The sequence below is a fragment of the Amycolatopsis roodepoortensis genome, from assembly GCF_014873915.1.
In the GTDB taxonomy this organism is placed as follows: Bacteria; Actinomycetota; Actinomycetes; order Mycobacteriales; family Pseudonocardiaceae; genus Amycolatopsis; species Amycolatopsis roodepoortensis.
Genome location: NZ_JADBEJ010000005.1, coordinates 2315082 through 2334739 on the forward strand (window position 1 = coordinate 2315082; position 19658 = coordinate 2334739).

Genomic DNA, 19658 nt, shown 5'->3' on the forward strand with positions numbered 1-19658 from the left:
CGAGCCAACATCGCGGCCGTCGGCGTTGTTCCCGTCGTCAGCACGGGCCCCGACATGATTGGATGCCTGTAGTTGGAAACCAAAACCGATACCGATGACCAGAGGTGCCAGTGCCCGCCCCCAACCTGACCCGAGACCAAGCCAAGCTGCGCGCGGAGCTGCTCGACGTCGAGTCCTACGACATCGAGCTGGATCTGACCGACGGCCGTGGCGGTCCTGGTGAGAAGACCTTCACGTCGAAGACGACGATCAAGTTCGCCAGCGCCAGAAGCGGCGAAGCGTCGTGGGTCGACATCGTCGCCGAGGGGATCGAGTCGGCCGTCCTCAACGGGACGGAACTCGACGTCAGCGGGTACGTCGAGGACAAGGGCGTCGAGCTGCCCGGCCTCGCCGAATCGAACGAGCTCGTCGTGGACGCGGTCTGCCGGTACATGAACACCGGCGAGGGCCTGCACCGGTTCGTCGACCCGGTCGACGACGGCGTCTACCTCTACACGCAGTTCGAGACCGCGGACGCGAAGCGCATGTTCGCCTGCTTCGACCAGCCCGACCTCAAGTCGGTCTACCGGCTCACCGTGGTCGCGCCGAAGGACTGGAAGGTCATTTCGAACGCGCTGGTCGAATCCACCGAGGAGACCCCCGAAGGGGCCGTCCGCACCGTGTTCAAGGTGTCCGAGCGGATCTCGACGTACCTGGTCGCGCTGATCGCCGGCCCGTACAGCGAGTGGCGCGACGAATTCACCGACGAACACCGCACGATCCCGCTGGGCATCTACTGCCGCGCCTCGCTCGCCGAGCATATGGACGCGGACAAGCTGTTCACCGAGACCAAGCAGGGTTTCGCCTTCTACCACGAGAAGTTCGCCACCCCGTACCCGTTCTCCAAGTACGACCAGCTGTTCGTGCCGGAGTTCAACGCGGGCGCGATGGAGAACGCCGGCGCGGTCACCTTCCTGGAGGACTACGTCTTCCGGAGCCGCGTCACCCGCTACGCCTACGAGCGCCGCGCCGAGACGCTGCTGCACGAGATGGCGCACATGTGGTTCGGCGACCTGGTCACCATGCGCTGGTGGGACGACCTGTGGCTGAACGAGTCGTTCGCGACCTTCGCGAGCGTGCTGGCACAGGCCGAGGCCACCGAGTACAAGAACGCGTGGACCAGCTTCGCGAACATCGAGAAGTCGTGGGCGTACCGGCAGGACCAGCTGCCCTCGACGCACCCGATCGCCGCGGACATCGTCGACCTGCACGCGGTCGAGGTGAACTTCGACGGCATCACCTACGCCAAGGGCGCGAGCGTGCTCAAGCAGCTCGTCGCCTACGTCGGGCTGGAGCACTTCCTCGAAGGCCTCAAGGTGTACTTCGGCAAGCACGCCTGGGGCAACGCGACCCTGGCGGACCTGCTGGGCGCGCTGGAAGAGGCTTCGGGCCGCGACCTGTCGTGGTGGAGCGCGCAGTGGCTGGAGACCACCGGTCTCAACTCGCTGAGCCCGCGCTACGAGGTCGGCTCCGACGGCACGTACACCGCGTTCGCCGTCACCCAGACCGGTGCCAAGCCGGGCGCCGGTGAGCTGCGGACGCACCGCGTCGCGGTCGGCGTCTACGACGAGGACGAGAACGGCAAGATCGTCCGCAAGCACCGCGTCGAACTCGACGTCGACGGCGAGCGCACCGAGGTGCCGGCCCTGGTCGGTCTCCCGGCAGGCAAGCTCGTGCTGGTCAACGACGACGACCTGACCTACTGCACGATGCGGCTCGACCCGGCGTCGCTGACCACGCTGATCGACCGGATCGCCGACATCACCGATCCGCTGCCCCGCACGCTGTGCTGGTCGGCGGCGTGGGAGATGACGCGCGAGGCCGAGCTCAAGGCACGCGACTTCGTCACCCTGGTGCAGCGCGGTGTGCACACCGAGACCGAGGTCGGCGTGGTGCAGCGGCTGCTGCTGCAGGCGCAGACGGCGCTGAACTCGTACGCGAAGCCGGAGTGGGCGGCGGACAAGGGCTGGCCGGAGTTCTCCGCGCGGCTGCTGGAGCTGGCGCAGGGTGCCGAAGCCGGCTCGGACCACCAGCTGGCGTTCGTGAACTCGCTCGCCGGCTGCGTGCTCGACGACAAGACGCTGGCGATCATCGCGAGCTGGCTCGACGGCACGGCGCCGCTGGAGGGCCTGACCGTCGACACCGACCTGCGCTGGCGCCTGCTGCACGCGCTGGTCGCGCACGGCAAGGCGGAGAACCGCGAGATCGACGCGGAACTCGCCAAGGACGACACCGCCGCCGGACGGCGTCAGGCGGAGCGCTCGCGGGCGCTGCGGCCGACCGAGGACGCGAAGGCCGACGCGTGGCAGCGGGCGGTGTACGACGACGAGCTGCCCAACGCGGTCAGCGACTCGCTCATCACCGGCTTCTCCCACCCGGGCCAGAAGCACCTGCTCGGCGGCTACGTGACGCGCTACTTCGAGGTCATCGACGAGGTGTGGCAGCGGCGCTCCAGTGAGCGTGCGCAACCGACCGTGGTCGGGCTGTACCCGTCGTGGGCCGTCGAGCCGTCGACGGTGGAGGCGTCGGACGAGTGGCTGGCCGGGGAGCACCCGGCGGCGCTGCGCCGTCTCGTGTCGGAGGGCCGAGCCGGGATCGTGCGGGCGCTGGCCGCCCGTGAGTTCGACTCGCAGGCCGGCAACTAGTCCCGTAATGCCGTGAAGGCCTCCTTGCCTACCTTGAGGGTAGGGAAGGAGGCCTTCACGGCGTAAAGCGTCAGTGCTGCGGAGCGCCAGCCTGGTCGCTCAGCATGCGGAGGGCGTTCACGAGGCCGCCGATGAGGTCGCCTTCCTTGAAGGAGGCGACCATGCTGGCCACGGCGAGCTTCGCGCCGCGGTCGGGCAGGCGGTGCCGGGCCTGCGAGCCCGTCACGATCTCGATCACGCGCTGCCCGGGCGACACGGCGATGACGACACCGTCGGCCGGGTTGTCCGTCGAGGTCAGCAGGCCTTCGGCGGTGGCGCGGGTGTCCTCGCCGAGGTCGCCGAGGTACACGCTGAAGTCCAGCCCGGTCTCGCGGCTGGCCAGCGTCAGCGCCTCGTCCAGCCGGGCAAGCTGCTGGGTGGTGAATGGGCTGATCGGACCAGCCGGTTCGTACATCTTGGCGGCGGAAATCCGGCCGCTGGAGGTAACGGCGGCGCCGTAACCGGGCTCTTCGTCAACAGCGGTGGACGAATGGGTCAGTTCACCAGTTGCCACGAGCGCCTCCCGTCACCGAAGCTCCGTCCGCCGCACCGACGGCGGTCGCGCCGCCCGCGTGCGAATGCCTGGCGCCGACACCGTCGGGGTTGGCGCTCCACCACATGGCCGGGTACTCCCACGGCTGCCCCGGCCGGTACCGGGCGACGCCCGCGCCCTTCGACCGCAGCGTGGCCACCCCGCACAGCGCGTAGATGACCAAGGGGATCACCGCGAAGACCAGGATCGTCTCGACAAGGTTCACGCGCGTGAGCGTATCCGATGGCTCGCGGCCGCACCCGCTCGCACGGGCGTGTGCGCGGACACCTACCGCTCGTCGTCCGGAGGGGGCCGTCCGCCGCTTGCCGCGAAAGCGCTCCCACGTTGGGGCGAAGCCCGCAAGGCCGAAAGGTTGCAACTCAACGTACGGGCGGCCGCACCCGGCGCTGTCGTCTTGTCGCGGCCTTGAAATCCTCGTAGCTTTTTCACCTGTACGGGCCTTGCGCCCAGCTCCCCCACCCCAGCAGGTAACGCACCGGTCGCAGGAGGACATGTCATGCAGAGCACCCAGACACCCGGCCAGGCGATCATCGACGACATTTCGTCACTCTTCGAAATTGGATTCGTCGCCGGTACGCGTGTGACGGCGGGCACACGGGTTACGCGCGGTACTCGTGTCACTCGCGGTACGCGGGTCACCGCCGGCACCCGGGTCACCCGCGGAACGCGCGTCACCCGAGGCACCCGTGTCACCGCCGGCACCCGCGTCACCCGTGGCACGCGCGTCACCCGAGGCACCCGCGTGACGGCCGGAACCCGCGTCACGTGCGGCACGCGCGTCACCCGCGGAACCCGGGTCACCCGTGGCACCCGCGTCACCTGCCAGAGCGACTTCTCCCTCGCCGCCTGAGTCCGAGCACGACCGGTTTGTAGGGGACGGCGTACTCGTAACGAGCTCCACCACGGCATCATCGGCCCGCCCCGGCCGCCGAAAGGCAGCCGGGGCGCCGACGTGTTCAGGATGCGATCAGGCCGCGGTACCCAGGTACGGCCGCCACAACGGGTCGGCCTCCTTCGAATGCGCGAGCAGCCGCCAGTGCGGCCCGTGCGGGGCCCTCGGCACGACGCGCAGGCGCCAGCCGATCTCGGAAAGCAGCTTGTCCGCCTTCCGGTGGTTGCACTTGGCGCAACAGGCCACGCAGTTCGTCCAGCTGTGGGGTCCGCCACGGCTGCGCGGGACGACGTGGTCGATCGTCTCGGCCCGCCCTCCGCAGTAGGCGCAGCGGTACCGGTCGCGGTGCATCAGCCCGGCCCGGGTCAGCGGCACCTGCGCGCGGTAGGGCACGCGCACGTAGGTGCTCAGCCGGATCACCGAGGGCACGGGCAGCGAGACCGTGGCGGCGTGCAGTTCGAGCCCCGCCGGGTCTCCGTGCACCACCTCGGCCTTGCCGCACATCACGAGGACCACCGCGCGCCGCAACGGCAGCGCCGTCAACGGTTCGAACGTGGCGTTCAACAGCAATACCCGTCTGCGACCCCAAGACGACGCTGATGTCGTGGTGGGTACCGCCGTAGTCGACGGGTCCCGCCCTCTACGCTGTCCGGGCGGGCGGGCAACACCCCCTGGCCGCGTTCCCGGCCCGCCCGGTGGAGCCCCGTGCGAGGGGGCACCTCCCGGATGTGCGCGCAACACGACCTCCGGCGCCTGTCCGGCCACGGCTTGGCTCGGGACGCCGAGGGGGATGGGTTGTCGGTCTGGCACTCGACCACCTCCACCGGTGCAGGCATAGTCGACCACAGATCAGCCCCAAAGTGCACGTGTGTTACTGGACGTGTCACATGCACGCGACCCGGCGGCCACATGATGTTGGCTGATTCGCATCCGCCGGGGACGAGCGGCGTGACCGGTCCCCGTCGAGTACGAAAGGACATTTCCTCTCCGTGAACCTGCTGCCCACCGAACCCCCGGCCTGCACGCGCGAGGCCGGCAGCCTGTGCTACCAGGTGTTCCAGGTCACAAAGAACGAATGGCTCTCCGCGTCGGCGGGCTGGCTGCTGACGAAGCCGCTGAGGATCCTGATGATCGTCGCCGTGGCGTTCCTGCTGCGGTACCTGGTACGACGCCTGATCAACCGCGTGACGCGGATGCCGAACGGCGGTTCCTCGAAGCTGCCCGCCCTGTTGAGACCGCTGCGGGAGAAGGCTCCCGAGGTGCTCGGGTCGGCGGTGATGGAACGGCGCCGTCAACGCGCCGCCACCATCGGCTCGGTGCTCAAGTCGATGGCGACGTTCCTGATCTACGGCCTCGCGTTCATCCTGGTGCTGGGCGAGCTGGGCATCGACCTCGCGCCGATCATCGCTTCGGCCGGCATCGTCGGTGTCGCGCTCGGATTCGGCGCGCAGAACCTGGTCAAGGACTTCCTGTCCGGCATGTTCATGATGATCGAGGACCAGTACGGCGTCGGTGACGTCGTCGACGTCGGCGAGGCGTCGGGCACCGTCGAGGCCGTCGGCCTCCGGATCACCACCTTGCGTGACATCAACGGCACCGTCTGGTACGTCCGCAACGGCGAGGTGCTGCGGGTCGGCAACTCGAGCCAGGGCTTCGCGGTGGCCGTCGTCGACGTCCCGCTCAGCTACTCGGCCGACGTCGAGAAGGCCACCGAGCTGATGGCCGACAAGGCGAAGACGCTCCTGGAGAGCGAAGGGCTCGCACCGAACGTGCTGGAGCCGCCGGAGATGCTCGGCGTGGAGACCGTCACCCCCGAAAGCATCAAGCTCCGCCTGACGGTGAAGGTCCGGCCGGGCAAGCAGTGGGCCGTGCAGCGCGCGCTGCGTGCGCATCTGCTCGCCGCGCTCGACGAAGCCGGCTTCGAGCCCCCTCTGGGGCGCTTTATGTCGTCCGGCCCCGCGGTCCAGTAGGACAAGGGCAGAATGGAGCTGTGTCCGTGACCGAACCTGACCCCACCACCCTGTACGAAGCGATCGGCGGTGAACCGGTCTTCACTCGGATCGTCGCGCGGTTCTACGCCGAAGTGGCGGTCGACGAGGTGCTTCGCCCGCTGTACCCGGAGGAGGACCTCGGCCCGGCCGAGGAGCGTTTCCGGCTGTTCCTCATGCAGTACTGGGGCGGCCCGCACACCTACTCGGACCAGCGCGGTCACCCGAGGCTGCGGATGCGGCACGCGCCGTTCAAGATCGGCCCGATAGAACGTGACGCCTGGCTGCGCTGCATCAAGATCGCGGTCGACGAGGAGAACATCGAGGAGCCCTACCGCTCCCAGCTGTGGGCGTACCTGGAGATGGCCGCCAACAGCATGATGAACAGCTTCGTGTGATGGAACGCGACGTGGCCTGGTGGGCCCAGGCGGTCTTCTACCAGGTCTACGTACGCTCGTTCGCCGATTCGGACGGGGACGGCGTCGGTGACCTCGAAGGCATCCGCGGCAAGCTCGGGTACCTGGAGCTGCTCGGGGTCGACGCGCTGTGGCTGACGCCGTTCTACCGCTCCCCCATGGCCGACCACGGCTACGACATCGCCGACCCGCGCGACGTCGACCCGATGTTCGGCACCCTCGGCGATTTCGACGTCCTGCTGACCGAGGCGCACAAACGCGGTATCAAGGTCACCGTCGACGTCGTCCCCAACCACACCAGCAACACCCACGCCTGGTTCAAATCGGCGATGGCCGCGCCGCCGGGCAGCCCGGAACGGGATCGCTACATCTTCCGTGACGGGCTCGGCCCGCGCGGCGACCAGCCGCCGAACAACTGGGTCAGCGCGTTCGGCGGCCCGGCGTGGACGCGGGTCCCGGACGGCCAGTGGTACCTGCACCTGTTCTCGCCGCAGCAGCCGGACCTGAACTGGACCAACCACGAGGTCGCCGCCGATCTGGAGCGGACCCTGCGCTTCTGGCTGGACCACGGCGTGGACGGTTTCCGCGTCGACGTCGCGCACGGGATGGCGAAACCGCCGGGCCTGCCGGACATGGACCCGCGGGTGAACCCGCTCGGGCCGAGCGAGTTCTACGATCCGCGGTTCGACAACGACCGCGTCCACGAGATCCACCAGATGATCCGCAAGGTGCTCGACGAGTACCCGGGCACCATGGCCGTCGGCGAGATCTGGGTGACCGACGAGGAACGGCTCGCGCGTTATCTACGGCCGGACGAGCTGCATCTGGCGTTCAACTTCCGGCTCGTGCTCACGCATTTCGACGCGGACGCGCTGCGGACGGCCATCGAGCGGTCGCTGGCGGTGCCGAAATCCGCCGGTGCCCCCGCCACCTGGACGTTGAGCAACCACGACGTCTGGCGGCAGGTCAGCCGGTACGGCGACGGTGAACGCGGCGTCCGGCGCGCGCGGGCGATGGCGCTCGTCGAGCTCGCGCTGCCCGGGGCGGTCTATCTGTACAACGGCGAGGAACTCGGGCTCGGCAACGTCGACATCCCGCCCGACGCGGTCGCGGACCCGCGGGCCAAGACCTCCGGCGCCGAGTTCGGCCGGGACGCGTCACGGGTGCCGCTGCCGTGGGAAGGCGACCTGCCGCCGTTCGGGTTCTCGCGCAATCCGCGCACGTGGCTGCCGATGCCCGCTTCGTGGGCTTCGGTGACCGTGGAAGCTCAGCTGGAGGATCCGGCGTCGACGTTGTCGCTGTACCGGCGGGCGATCGAAATCCGTAAGTCGCACAAGGCCTTCCGCGGCGACGACCTCGAATGGTACGGCGCGCCCGCGGGGTGTTTCGCGTTCCGGCGACGGGGCGGCGGGCTGGTGTGCGCGTTGAACACGTCGGCGAGCCCGATCGCGCTGCCGCCCGGCGAGGTGCTGCTGTCGAGCGTTCCGCTGGTGAACGGGAAACTGCCGCCGGACGCGGCCGCCTGGCTCGTCTGAGCCAGGCGGCCGCTTAGCGGACTACTTGTTGAAGCCCGGGTGCAGCTTGTACTGCGTCTGGGCGTTGAACTCGTTCTGCCGGACGAGCTTCGCCGGGAAGGTCCGCCAGTCGTTGAGGTCCAGGACGTCCAGGCCCTTCACGATGTCGGACGAGTAGATGTGGCCGTTGTACCAGTACGCGGACCACGTGCCACCGCCGACGAGCTTCTCGTTCGAGAGCGGGCCACGCTCCCAGAACGCGATCTCCTTCGGGTTCTTCGCGTCGGTGAAGTCCCACACCGAGATGCCGCCCTGGTACCAGGACTGGACCATGATGTCCTTGCCCGGCACTGGGATCAGCGAACCGTTGTGCGCCACGCAGTTCTCGGTCTCGGACTGCAGACGCGGGATCTTGTAGTAGCTGACGAACTCCAGCTTGCGGTCGTCGCCGCGGCCGGTGATCTGGTAGATGCCGTTGGCGCCGCGAGTCGGGCCGAACTTCTCCAGGCAGGTCGCCATCCCGCCGCCGCCGAGCTCGTCGGTGAAGACGACCTTGGTGGCGTCGTTGTTGAAGGTGGCGCTGTGCCAGAACGCGAAGTTCACGTTGTCCTGCACGCGGTTGATGACCCGCGGCTTGATCGGGTCGGAGATGTCGATCAGGACGCCGTCACCCATGCAGGCACCGGCCATCAGATCCTTCTCCGGCAGCGCCGTCAGGTCGTGGCAGCCGGTGGTCTCCGACCGGCGGGTGCCGTCGGGGTTGGGACCGCCGGGGTTTCCGCCGCCGTCGGCGGCTGGGAACATCACCGGCGTCGCGACGAGCGAAGCCTTCGCCGGGTCCTTCACGGGGACCTTGATGATCGACAGCTTGTCGTGCGGCGGCTGGCAGTCGGGCAGGTTGGCCGCCGGCGCGTACGACGAGACGTAGATGTAGACGTCCTTGCCGCGCTTGTCCGGCACCAGGGTGTTGGTGTGCGAACCGCAGTCCGTCTCGATCGCCGCGACGTACTTGGGCGCCGCGAGGTTCGAGATGTCGAAGATCTTGATGCCCTCCCATGACGTCTTGTCCGAGGCGGGCTTCGAGACACTGGTGCACGAGTTGTCGCTGCGCGACGAATCGGTCGACAGGAAGAGCAGGTCACCGGAGACCGACACGTCGTTCTGCCCGCCGGGGCACAGGACCTGGCTGACGATCTTCGGGCGGTACGGGTTGCGGACGTCGAAGACGTTGAACCCGTCGTAGGTGCCGACGATCGCGTGTCCCTTGGTGAACGCGATGTCGGTGCCGGTCGAGTCCTTGGTGAACGGTCCCTGCTGCGGGACGTTCGCGATCGACCGGAGGTTGGGGCTGTGGACGATCTCGTCCACGCCGGGAATCGCGGTCGCCGACGGTTCGGCGATGACGGCCGGCGCGGCGAGCGCGCTGGAGGCCCCGAGGGCGGCGACTGCGGCCGCCGACACGAAGACCCTGGTCAAGCGGCGTTTCAGCCCAGGCTGCAGCACGATATGGCTCTCCTTCCACCCAGCTTTACGCGCACCTTATTCCTTATTTAGGCTCAACAGATACCGACCAACGGAGGAACTCCCGGGATGAGAAAAAGTTTGACATCGGCACTGGTCGCCGCTGCTTTCGTAGTCTCGGGCTGCACCGGCGGCGAAACCCCGGCGCAACCGGCCCAAAGTGCTCCGGTGATCCAGCCCGGGAAGCCCGGCGAGCAGGCCGGCACCGGTTCCCCCGCCCCGGTGAACCGCGATCAGCCCAACGAGGCCGACGTCGAGTACATGACGATGATGATCCCCCATCACCAGCAGGCGAAGGTGATGACCGACCTGGTGCCGGGCAAGACGGCGAACGAGCAGATCCGGGCGATCGCCGGGCGGATCTCGGTCGCGCAGGACGGCGAGGTCACGATGATGAAGACGTGGCTGAGCGACCGTGGCAAGCCGGTGCCCGGCGACGGACACGCGGGTCACGGTGGCGGGCACGATCACGCGCTCATGCCGGGCATGGCGACCGAGGCCCAGCTGGCGGATCTGCGCGCGGCGAACGGGGTGGCGTTCGAAAAGCTGTTCCTCGACCTGATGATCGCGCACCATCAGGGCGCGCTGACGATGGCCGAAGCCCAGCTCGGCAAGGGTGTGGAGATCAAGGCACAGGAGATGGCGCAGGAGGTCATCACCGGCCAGTCCGCCGAGATCGAGCGGATGAAGACCATGCGCGGAAAGCTCTAGGCCTCGCCGGAGCCCATATCGCCGAACCCGGAGTCGTCCGAGTCGTCGAGGGTGCCCGAGACGATCCAGGTCGCCAGCGCGGCGGCCTGGACGTAGGGCGCCGCCTTCGCCGCGGCCCGTCCCGCGGATTTGGCGCGGCCCCATTTCTCCGGGCGTTCGGCGCGTTCCGGCGCCTCCTCACCCGGCGGGCGCTCGGTCCGCCACGGGGTCTCCTCCGGCCGGACCTCGGCGAGGAAATCCGCCGTCGGGTCTTCCCCGTCCTTGTCGCTCATGGAGACAGCCTGACACCGCGGGCGGCCTTAAGCCACCCGCGGCGCGAAGCGTAAGGAACCTGTCAGAACAACAGCGGCAGGAGCGCGTGACGGCGTTTGAGGACCGCGCCGTACCGCGCGTCGATGCGCATCCACGAATCCGTGGCGGTGACGCGGACGACGTCGCCGTCGATCGACGAGTCCACGAACCCCATCCCCGACAGCGCGAACAGGCACCGCATCTGGACCTTGATCTCCAGCTCGTTGCCCGAAACGGTGAGCACCGCCTGGTCCATCAGCGACGCGGGCGGGTTGCCGTGCGGGCCGACGTTGTCGCGGGCCAGTGTGACGCCGCGATCGGCCAGCTCGGAGATCACCGTCGCCGGCAGCTCGTCCACCAGCTGCCAGCGGCCGGGAGCGGGCAGCTCGGAGTGCCACATCAGGTCGCGGGCCGGGCCCGGATCCATCCGCTCGCCGCCGGCCACGGTCAGCGCTGCGAGCAGCTCGTTGCCGGACACCGTGATGTCCGACGGCGTGATGTCACCGGCCACGGCCCTGGTCGCGAGGACCTCGAACGGCGTCGCGCACCACGCCTCGACGACGCCGTCACCGCGCTGGCGCAACCGCACCAGCGTGTTCTGGTCGAGCCGGACCGCCCTGGCCACGAACGCGCCGAGCGTTTCGCGGTCGCCCGCGTCCGGGATGACGAGCTCAGGCATCCGCGAACCCCTTCTCCAGGAAGGCGCGTTCGTCCTCGGTCAGCCGCCGGGGCCGCTCCGACGCGGTGTCGAACGGTGCGAGCACCGTCTCCGCGGTGACCGCGACCTTGTCGGCCTCGGCCGGGCCGTCGTGCACCCGGTAACCGAGGGTGAAGCTGGCGTGCTTCAAGTCCTTCAACGAGATCTCCACCCGGATGTCCTGATCGGACACCACGATCGGCGAACGGTAATGGACGGCCAGCTTCACCACCACGATGCCCTTGGGCAGTTCGGTGAGCCCCGCGCGGACGGCGTCCCCGAACAGCAGGGGGATCCGTGCCTCTTCGAGCAGGGTCACCAGATTCGCGTGGTTGACGTGCCCGTAGACGTCCATATCCGACCAGCGCGGCCGGATCAGGGAAATGTAGCTCACTACCTCACCGTGCTCCGGATCTGCCTCGCCGCCACCGACAGCGTCGCCAGGTCGAGCTTGCCGGACTGGCTGATCTCGTCCAGTGCGACGCGGGCCCGCTGCAACCGTGAGGCGTTCGTCTTCTCCCAGTGGGCGATCTTCTCGTCCGGGTCGGTACCCGAATCGCTGTGCCGCAAGGCGTCCAGCGTGATCGTCCGCAAGGAACCGTAGACGTCGTCCCGCAGCGCCAGCCGCGCGAGCGCGTGCCAGCGGTTGCCGCGTTCGAGACCGCTGATCGACGTCAGCATCTTGTCGATGCCGAGGTGGTCGGACAGCGCGTAGTACAGGCCCGCGGTCTCCGCCGGGGTGTGCACCGCGTCGATCCCCACCTGCTGCTCGGCCAGCTCCGCGACGTCGGTGACGTCGAGCAGGCCGTAGGTGTGCAGCAGCAGCGCCACCCGTCCGGCGAGTTCCGCCGGGACACCCTTCTCGATCAGCCGCTCGGTGTTCGCGTCCACCGAAGCGCACTCGACACCGCGAAGCAGCTCGTGCGCCCGCGGGGCCAGCTCGCCGACCACACGGCCGAACCGGTTGATCTCGGCGAGCGGGGCCAGCGGCTGCGGCCGGTTGGTGAGGAACCAGCGGGCGGCCCGGTCGAGCAGCCTGCGGGTCTCCAGCATCATCTCGTCCGCGACCTCGGTCGGCACGACGTTGTCCAGCGCGTCGATCTGGGCCCACAGCGACGGCAGGTCGTACACGTGGGTGACCACGGCGTACGCGCGGACGGCGTCGGTCGCGGTCGCGTTCATCTCCTCCATCAGGCGGAAGACGTACGAGATCCCGGCGCCGTCGACGACCTCGTTGGCCACCATCGTCGTGATGATCTCGCGCTTCAGCGGGTGCTGGAAGATCGCGTCGCCGAAGCGCTCCCGAAGCGGCTTCGGGAAGTACTCGGGCAGACGACGCGAGAACACCTCGGAGTCCGGCAGCTCGCTCGCCAGCAGCTCGTCCTTCAGGTCGAGCTTGACGTGCGCGAGCAGCGTCGCCAGCTCCGGCGAGGTGAGGCCTTCGCCCGCCTTCTCCAGCGCGCGGAACTCCGCCGAACTCGGCAGCGCTTCGAGCTTGCGGTCGAAAGCGCCCTTCGCGACCAGGGCCGCGACGAGCCGCTGGTGCACCGAGACCATCGGGCCGGCGTGCGCCCGGCTGACGCCGAGCACGGCGTTCTGCCGGTAGTTGTCGGCCAGCACCAGCTCGCCGACCTCGTCGGTCATCTGCTCCAGCAGTTCGTTGCGCTGCTCGGCGTCCAGCGATCCGGTCGAGACCAGGTGGTCCAGCAGGATCTTGATGTTGACCTCGTGGTCGGAGCAGTCGACGCCCGCGGAGTTGTCGAGCGCGTCGGTGTTGATCTTGCCGCCCGCGCGGGCGAACTCGATCCGGCCGAGCTGGGTCAGGCCCAGGTTCCCGCCCTCGCCGACGACCTTGACGCGGAGCTGGTTCCCGTTGACGCGCAGGGCGTCGTTCGCCTTGTCGCCCGCGTCCGCGTGGGATTCGTTCTCGGCCTTGACGTAGGTGCCGATACCGCCGTTCCACAGCAGCTCGACCGGCGCCAGCAGGATCGCCTGCATCAGGTCGTTCGGCGCCAGCTTCGTGACGTCCTCGCCGAGGCCGAGCGCCTCGCGGACCTGCGGGCTGATCGGGATCGTCTTCGCCGACCGCGAGTAGACCCCGCCGCCCTCGCTGATCAGCGAGCGGTCGTAGTCCTCCCACGACGAGCGCGGCAGGTCGAACAGCCTGCGCCGCTCGGCGAACGAGGTCGCCGAATCCGGGTTCGGGTCGAGGAAGATGTGCATGTGGTTGAAGGCGGCCACGAGCCGGATGTGCTCCGAGAGCAGCATGCCGTTGCCGAAGACGTCACCCATCATGTCGCCGATGCCGACGACGGTGAAGTCCTCGGTCTGGGTGTCCTTGCCCAGCTCGCGGAAGTTGCGCTTGACGCTCTCCCAAGCACCCTTCGCGGTGATGCCCATGGCCTTGTGGTCGTAGCCGACCGAGCCACCGGACGCGAAGGCGTCGCCGAGCCAGAACCCGTAGTTCGCCGAGACCTCGTTCGCGATGTCGGAGAACTTCGCGGTCCCCTTGTCCGCCGCGACCACGAGGTAGCTGTCGTCGCCGTCGTGGCGGACCACCCGCGGCGCCGGGACGGTCTTGCCCTCGACGCGGTTGTCGGTCACGTCCAGCAGGCCGGAGATGAACATCCGGTAGCAGGCGATGCCCTCGTTCAGCTGGGCGTCACGGTCGAGGCCCGGGTCACCGGTGGCCGCCGGCGGGCGCTTCACGACGAAGCCGCCCTTCGCGCCGACTGGCACGATGACCGCGTTCTTGACCGCCTGTGCCTTGACCAGGCCGAGGATCTCCGTGCGGAAGTCCTCCCGGCGGTCGGACCACCGCAGGCCACCGCGCGCGACGTCGCCGAAACGCAGGTGCACACCCTCGATCCGGGGCGAGTACACGAAGATCTCGTACTTCGGCCGCGGCTCGGGCAGTTCGGGCACCGCGCTCGGGTCGAGCTTGAGCGCCAGGTACTGGCGGGAGTTCCCGTCCTCGTCCGTGACGTGGTAGTTCGTGCGCAGCGTGGCGAGGATGACCGACATCAGCCGCCGCAGGATCCGGTCCTCGTCGAGGCTCGTCACCTCGTCGACCAGCCTGTCGATCTCGGCGGTGAGCTGCTCGGCCTGCGACGCGCGGGCCTCGTCGCCGAGCGCGAGGTCGAAGCGCGTCTCGAACAGCCGCACCAGCGCGGTGGCGATGTCGGTGTGCGCGAGGACGGTGTTCTCGATGTACTCCTGCGAGAACGGGATCTTCGTCTGGCGCAGGTACCGCGAGTAGGCCCGCAGGATGGCCGCCTGGCGCCAGGTGAGCCCGGCGCGCAGGACGAGGCCGTTGAAGCCGTCGACCTCGCAGTCGCCGCGCCAGGCGGCGTGGAAGGCGTCCTGGAAGCGGGTGCGGAGGTCGTGGTCGGCGTGGTCGAGGACGGCCGGGTCGATCAGCAGGCCGAAGTCGTAGATCCACGACCGGCCGCCGTCCTCGCGGCGCAGTTCGTACGGCCGTTCGTCGACGACCTCGACGCCCATCCGCTGCAGGACCGGGAGCACCTGGGAGAGGGTGACGCCCTCGCCGCGCAGGTACAGCTTGAAGCGCCGCTCCCCCGCCTCCGCGTCGGCGGGCAGGTAGAAGGACATCGACAGGTCGCCCTCGTCGGTCAGCGACTCCAGGGCCCGGAGGTCCGCGAGCGCTTCGAGCGCGGTGAAGTCCTCCTTGTAGCCCTCGGGGAACACCGCGGCGAACCGCTGCCCCTGTTCACCGGCGGACTCCTCACCCATCAGGCCGATCGGGGCGCCGCCGTCCCCGGCGCGCCCGCGGCGTTCGGCGAGGATCGCCTCGACCATCCGGTCGTCCCAGCTGCGAACGGCTTCGTTGAGCCGTTCCTGGATGCGCAGGGTGTCCGGCTCGGACCGCTGCGACGGATCGGTGTGCACGATGAAGTGCACCTGCGCGAGCACGGTCTCGCCGATACGCGCGCTGTACTCCAGTTGCGTGCCTTCGAGTTCTTCGAGCAGGACCTCCTGCATGGCGAGCCGCGAACGGGTCGTGTAGCGGTCACGCGGGAGGTACACGAGGCACGAGTAGAAACGGCCGTACGGGTCACGGCGCAGGAACAGGCGCAGGCGTCTGCGATCCGAAAGCGTGATCGCGCCCGTCGTCGTCGAGTAGAGGGAGTCGGTGTCGGCCGAGAACAGGTCCGCGCGCGGCCAGTTCTGCAGCACTTCGAGCATCCGCTGGCCGGAGAAGGACTCCATCGGGAAGCCCGCGCGGTGGATGACCTCGCGGACCCGGTTGCAGACCACCGGGATGTCCAGCACGTTCTCGTGCAGCGCGGTGGTGGTGAACATGCCGAGGAATCGGTGCTCACCGGTGACGTTCCCGTTGCCGTCGAACGTTTTCACGCCGACGTAGTAGGGATACACCGGGCGGTGCACCGTGGACGGCGCGCTCGCCTGGGTCAGCACCAGCAGCGTCGGCGCGAGCGCGGACGCCGCCGTGTCCGGACCGGCGGTGAGGCTGCGCGCGGCCAGGCTGTCCTGGCGCAGCACGCCCAGCCCGGTGGCGAGCACCGCGCGCAGGGCGGGCTCGTCGTTGTCCGGGTGCGGGTTGTCGATCAGCTCGTAACGGCGGTACCCGAGGAAGGTGAAGTGTCCGTCGGCGAGCCAGCGCAGCAGCCGGGCACCCTCCGCGACCTCGTGGCCGGGCAGGCGCGGCGGGTTCTCGTCGAGCTCGTCGGCGAGCCGGCGCGCGGTCTCCGCCATCTTGTCGGTGTCCTCGACGACCTCGCGGACGTCACCCAGCACCGACGACAGCCGGTTGTCCAGCTCGCGGGCGCGGTTCGGATCCGTCACCAGATCGATCTCGATGTACATCCACGACTCGGCCGCCGAATTCGCCGGCGGCTCCGCCGGGTCGGCGTCCGGGTGGACCTCCAGCAGCTCACCGGTCAGATCCCGGCTCACCACCACGATCGGGTGCACGATGCGCTGCACCTGCACCCCGTCGCGCGCGAACTCGGCCGCGACGGAATCCACCAGGTACGGCATGTCGTCCGTGACGACCTGCACGACGGTGGCCTCACGCGTCCAGCCGTCTTCGGGGCCCGTCGGGTTCAGCAACCGCACCGCGGGACGGCCGGGCATCCGGTCCTTCGCGAGCTGCAGATGCGAGCGGACGGCGCCGACGAGGTCGACCGGGTCGTCACCGAGAATCTCTTCGGCCGGGATGTGCCGGTAGTACAGGCGGATCAAGTCGCCGATCTCCGGGGCGTACGCCGCGGCGGCGTCGATCAGGTCGTCCCGGATCTGCTCCGGGTTCGCCGACCGGCGCCGGGCGCCATCCTCGGTGCCGACATCTTTTCCGGGCGGGGACGAGACTCCCGTCGAGCTCATTTGAGGCAACTCTCCACTGTAGCGAGATTGACACCGCGACCGGCACGACTCTGTACCGGACCAGACCCAACCTACAGCTCCGGACAGTCGGCTCCACAAGGCCGGGTCCTTCCCGGCCGTCGAAGATTTCCCTGCTCAGATACCGGAATCGCCGTGATCGGTTCAGCTACTCGCGGGTCACATCGGCGGTCTGTCCGGGCCTCGCCGCGACCCGCCGCACCGGGGTGACCAGCACCCATTGCCGCACGAAGCCGCTTCGGGGGACCTCACCCGGCAGACTGAATCGTTCAAGCCAAGGCTGGCTTCACCCGAGGTGGGAGCAAGGGACCTTTGCTACCGCCCCGGTCAGTCGCCGCCGTTGGTCCGGTGCCGGTCGTGGCCGTTGACGGGACGCTTTCCCGAGTCCTGGGACCCGAGCTGCTTCACGAGCGCGGCGGCACTGGCCGTGCCCGCTTGATGCTCCGCGAGCGCGCGGGCGAGCAGGTCGGCGAGGCCGGCGTCCGGCGGCGGCTCGTCCTCCGCGATCGCGCGGGCGTAGCTCTCCGGGAACGGCGTGATCGGACGCCAGGAGCCGGTGTCGGTCAGCGGGTCGAGCGCCGGCGGCATCCGCAACCGCGGCAGCCACGGATCCGCGACCTCTTCCTTGGCGGCCGGGCGGGGGCTTTCGCCCGTTCCGCTTCCCCGCGACGGCGCCGGGTCCTCCCGAGGCGGCGGCGCGAGCGGGACGGCGGGTTCGCTGTACTCGGCCAGAGACTGGTCCTGGCGGGCACGGCCGGTGTCGGCACGTTCTTCGGCGGCGGGTTCGGGGCGTAAGGGATCCGCGGCGCCGTCCGCGCGACGGCGGCCACCGCCCTGCCCACCAGTGCTCGAGATCCCGAGCCGGTCCAGCACCGACTTCGCCGCCACGGAACCGTGTTCGGCGTCGTGCCTGGTCTTGCGCGAGGCCGGCGCCGAAGACCGGCGCGCCCGCTCTTCGGCCGCCCACTCGTCGCTCTCCCACAACGGCGCGGCGGTGCCCGGCGGACGCGGCGGCTGGGTCTCCGCCGTCACGCGCGGCCGTGGTTCGGCGGCGGGTTCGGGAGCGAGAAGCAGTTCCGGCAGGACGGTTTCCGACGCCGCCACGGGTGACGGCTCCTCGGCCCGGCGCCTCGTGCCCGGAGCGCGGGTTTCCGGCCGGGCGATCGCCGGTTCGGGCGCGACGGTCTCGCGCGCCGCGGGCTCCTCCTGACGACGGCGGCGCACGGGTTCCGGTTCCGGACGAGACACCGGTTCGGAACGCCACGCCGGTTCGGTGCGCGACACCGGCTCTGGGCGCGACACCGGTTCCTGGTGCGACACCGGCTCTGGGCGCGACACCGGTTCATGGTGCGACACCGGCTCTGGGCGCGGCGCGGGTTCCGGCTTCGGCGGCGGCATCAGTTTCGGCGCGACGGGTTCGGCCTTGGTCTCGCCCCTCGTCGGCGCCTTGGCTTTCTTCGGCACCCGACGACGCCAGTCACTATCGGACGCCGCCGCTTCCCGGGCGGGCTCGGGGCGGGACGGCGGCTTCAGCACCGGCGCCTCGCTCTTTTCCGCGACCGGTGTCGCGGCGGGCTTCACCGAGCGCGGCGGCACGGCGGCGCGCGGAGGTTCGGCCGGCGTGGATTCCGCATGCCTGCTCTGACGCGCGGGCTGCGACGGCTCACGGCGAACCGGCGGCTCGGCCGCGGCCCGCTTCGGGGGCGCCACGTCGATCGGCGGGATCGGCGGGATCACCGCGGTCACCTCGGCCGGTTCCGGCGCGGGAGCGGTCACCGCGGCGGCGGACGGCCGCGTGGCGACTGCCCGCAGCACGTCGTCGAGGTCGACGGCGGCGTTCTCGGCCGCGCCGAATTCGCCGACCAGGACGTTGCACGCCTGCCTGCGCGCGCGGGCGTGCAGATGTTCGGCCGCACGCGAACGGTGCAGGCAGCCGATGGCCTCCTCGGCGCGGCCGAGCCGTTCCTCGATCTGCGCGAGTTCCAGCCACAGCCGTGCCGTGACGGCATGCAGGTTGTGGTCCTCGGCTCCGGCGACCGCCTCACGGACGAGCATTCCCGCGGCTTCTCCTGATCCCGCGGGCAACAGGACACGAGTGGCCACCGCCAGCCGCAGCCACGCGGCGGGCGCGATCCCGGCGGCACGGACGGGCGCGTCGAGGATCGGCTGCGCGACCTCCAGCGCCATCTCCGTGTCGCCCCGGTCCAGCAACGTGCAGACGAGTTGCAGGATCAGCCGGATCCGGACGAGACCTCCGTCGTCTTCGGGGTTTCCGAGCTTTTCGAGCATGCCCAGCCCGGTCCGCGCGGCGTCGGCGGCCGATGTCAGGTCACCGTGCCGCCGGCGGTGCGCCGACACCCCGACCCGCAGCAGCGCGCGGATCAGCAATTGGGAATCCGCCGTCATCGAGCCGTCGCCGAGCACGAGCTTGTCCGCTTCGGCGAGCACCCGGTCCAGTTCCGCCTTGCGGCCGAACTGCGCCAAGCAGCCCACGAGGTGACACAGCGCCTCGGCCCGGTGCGACGGCGAAACCGCCGGATCCGCCAGCAACGGACGCAGCACGGCCAGGCCCGTCAGCGGGATGCCCACGCTGCGCGCGCAGACCGCCAGGTCGATCCTCAACCGGGCGGCGATGTCGCCGTAGCCCGCGTGTTCCGCGGCGCGCAGGGCGGCCACCGCCCGGCCGACCGTCCGGGGACGGCCTCCCAGCCGGACCCGGGCGCTCACCACCAGGCTCTCCGCGCGGATCCACTGTTCGTCTGCACCGGCGGCCTCGGCGAGCGCGGCCGCGCGCTCCCCGAGGACCAGTGCGAGCTCGGGCGCCCTCAGGTGCAGGGCGTCCGCGCGTTCGATCAACCTGCCGACAGCGGACAGGGTTCCCCCGGTGGCAGCCGTCCGCCCGCCCACCATGGTGGTGGGCAAGCCCGGCCGTTTGCGCTTGCTGGCTTCCACGGGGAACCCCCGGCC

15 protein-coding genes are annotated in these 19658 nt (G+C 69.7%); 6 read left to right on the forward strand and 9 right to left on the reverse strand.

The window, feature by feature from the left end:
• Positions 1-110 precede the first annotated feature (110 nt).
• Positions 111-2684 (forward strand): aminopeptidase N, encoded by a 2574-nt coding sequence (gene pepN, locus H4W30_RS30280; protein WP_192745906.1) that lies wholly within the window; start codon positions 111-113, stop codon positions 2682-2684.
• A gap of 70 nt (positions 2685-2754) precedes the next feature.
• On the opposite strand, the gene H4W30_RS30285 is transcribed toward pepN, so the two are convergent.
• A complete protein-coding gene (locus H4W30_RS30285) occupies positions 2755-3237 on the reverse strand; it encodes a DUF5130 family protein (RefSeq protein WP_192745907.1) in 483 nt (160 codons plus the stop codon).
• Positions 3224-3481: an aa3-type cytochrome oxidase subunit CtaJ gene (gene ctaJ / locus H4W30_RS30290; protein ID WP_034313897.1), complete on the reverse strand. Its 258-nt coding sequence runs from the start codon at positions 3479-3481 to the stop codon at positions 3224-3226. The genes H4W30_RS30285 and ctaJ overlap by 14 nt, the downstream gene beginning before the upstream one ends.
• 291 nt (positions 3482-3772) lie before the next feature.
• On the opposite strand from ctaJ, the gene H4W30_RS30295 reads away from it, so the two are divergent.
• Positions 3773-4126 carry a hypothetical protein gene (locus H4W30_RS30295; protein WP_192745908.1) on the forward strand — a complete coding sequence of 118 codons (354 nt, stop codon included), beginning with the start codon at positions 3773-3775 and terminating at the stop codon, positions 4124-4126.
• Positions 4127-4243: 117 nt separating this feature from the next.
• Here H4W30_RS30295 and H4W30_RS30300 read toward each other — a convergent pair whose 3' ends face one another.
• Positions 4244-4738, reverse strand: a complete 495-nt coding sequence (locus tag H4W30_RS30300; RefSeq protein WP_007034711.1) for an HNH endonuclease — start codon at positions 4736-4738, stop codon at positions 4244-4246.
• A gap of 419 nt (positions 4739-5157) precedes the next feature.
• Between H4W30_RS30300 and H4W30_RS30305 the strand changes: the two genes are divergently transcribed.
• The 3 genes from H4W30_RS30305 to H4W30_RS30315 are packed head-to-tail and all read left to right on the forward strand — an operon-like array spanning position 5158 to position 8107.
• Complete coding sequence (locus H4W30_RS30305; RefSeq protein WP_192745909.1) at positions 5158-6138, forward strand: mechanosensitive ion channel family protein; 981 nt, start codon at positions 5158-5160, stop codon at positions 6136-6138.
• A gap of 20 nt (positions 6139-6158) precedes the next feature.
• A complete protein-coding gene (locus tag H4W30_RS30310) occupies positions 6159-6554 on the forward strand; it encodes a globin (RefSeq protein WP_125676391.1) in 396 nt (131 codons plus the stop codon).
• Positions 6554-8107: a glycoside hydrolase family 13 protein gene (locus H4W30_RS30315; protein ID WP_192745910.1), complete on the forward strand. Its 1554-nt coding sequence runs from the start codon at positions 6554-6556 to the stop codon at positions 8105-8107. Before H4W30_RS30310 ends, H4W30_RS30315 begins: the two co-directional genes overlap by 1 nt.
• Positions 8108-8128: 21 nt before the next feature.
• Here the strand turns inward: H4W30_RS30315 and H4W30_RS30320 are convergent, their stop codons facing one another.
• A complete protein-coding gene (locus H4W30_RS30320) occupies positions 8129-9589 on the reverse strand; it encodes an LVIVD repeat-containing protein (RefSeq protein ID WP_192745911.1) in 1461 nt (486 codons plus the stop codon).
• Between the two features lie 87 nt (positions 9590-9676).
• Between H4W30_RS30320 and H4W30_RS30325 the strand changes: the two genes are divergently transcribed.
• On the forward strand, positions 9677-10318 hold the full coding sequence (locus H4W30_RS30325; RefSeq protein WP_192745912.1) for a DUF305 domain-containing protein: 642 nt from the start codon (positions 9677-9679) through the stop codon (positions 10316-10318).
• Here the strand turns inward: H4W30_RS30325 and H4W30_RS30330 are convergent.
• From H4W30_RS30330 to H4W30_RS30350, 5 genes are all read right to left on the reverse strand, one after another.
• The gene (locus H4W30_RS30330; protein ID WP_034313878.1) at positions 10315-10590 is read right to left on the reverse strand and encodes a hypothetical protein; all 276 of its coding nucleotides are present in this window, start codon (positions 10588-10590) and stop codon (positions 10315-10317) included. The two genes, H4W30_RS30325 and H4W30_RS30330, sit on opposite strands and share 4 nt — an antisense overlap.
• A gap of 62 nt (positions 10591-10652) precedes the next feature.
• Positions 10653-11288 (reverse strand): hypothetical protein, encoded by a 636-nt coding sequence (locus tag H4W30_RS30335; protein WP_192745913.1) that lies wholly within the window; start codon positions 11286-11288, stop codon positions 10653-10655.
• On the reverse strand, positions 11281-11700 hold the full coding sequence (locus H4W30_RS30340; RefSeq protein ID WP_034313873.1) for an acyl-CoA thioesterase: 420 nt from the start codon (positions 11698-11700) through the stop codon (positions 11281-11283). The genes H4W30_RS30335 and H4W30_RS30340 overlap by 8 nt, the downstream gene beginning before the upstream one ends.
• Entirely contained in the window at positions 11700-16673 is a 4974-nt protein-coding gene (locus tag H4W30_RS30345; protein ID WP_192745914.1) for an NAD-glutamate dehydrogenase, read from the reverse strand. The genes H4W30_RS30340 and H4W30_RS30345 overlap by 1 nt, the downstream gene beginning before the upstream one ends.
• 345 nt (positions 16674-17018) lie before the next feature.
• Positions 17019-19643 carry a tetratricopeptide repeat protein gene (locus tag H4W30_RS30350; RefSeq protein ID WP_192745915.1) on the reverse strand — a complete coding sequence of 875 codons (2625 nt, stop codon included), beginning with the start codon at positions 19641-19643 and terminating at the stop codon, positions 17019-17021.
• Positions 19644-19658: the final 15 nt, after the last annotated feature.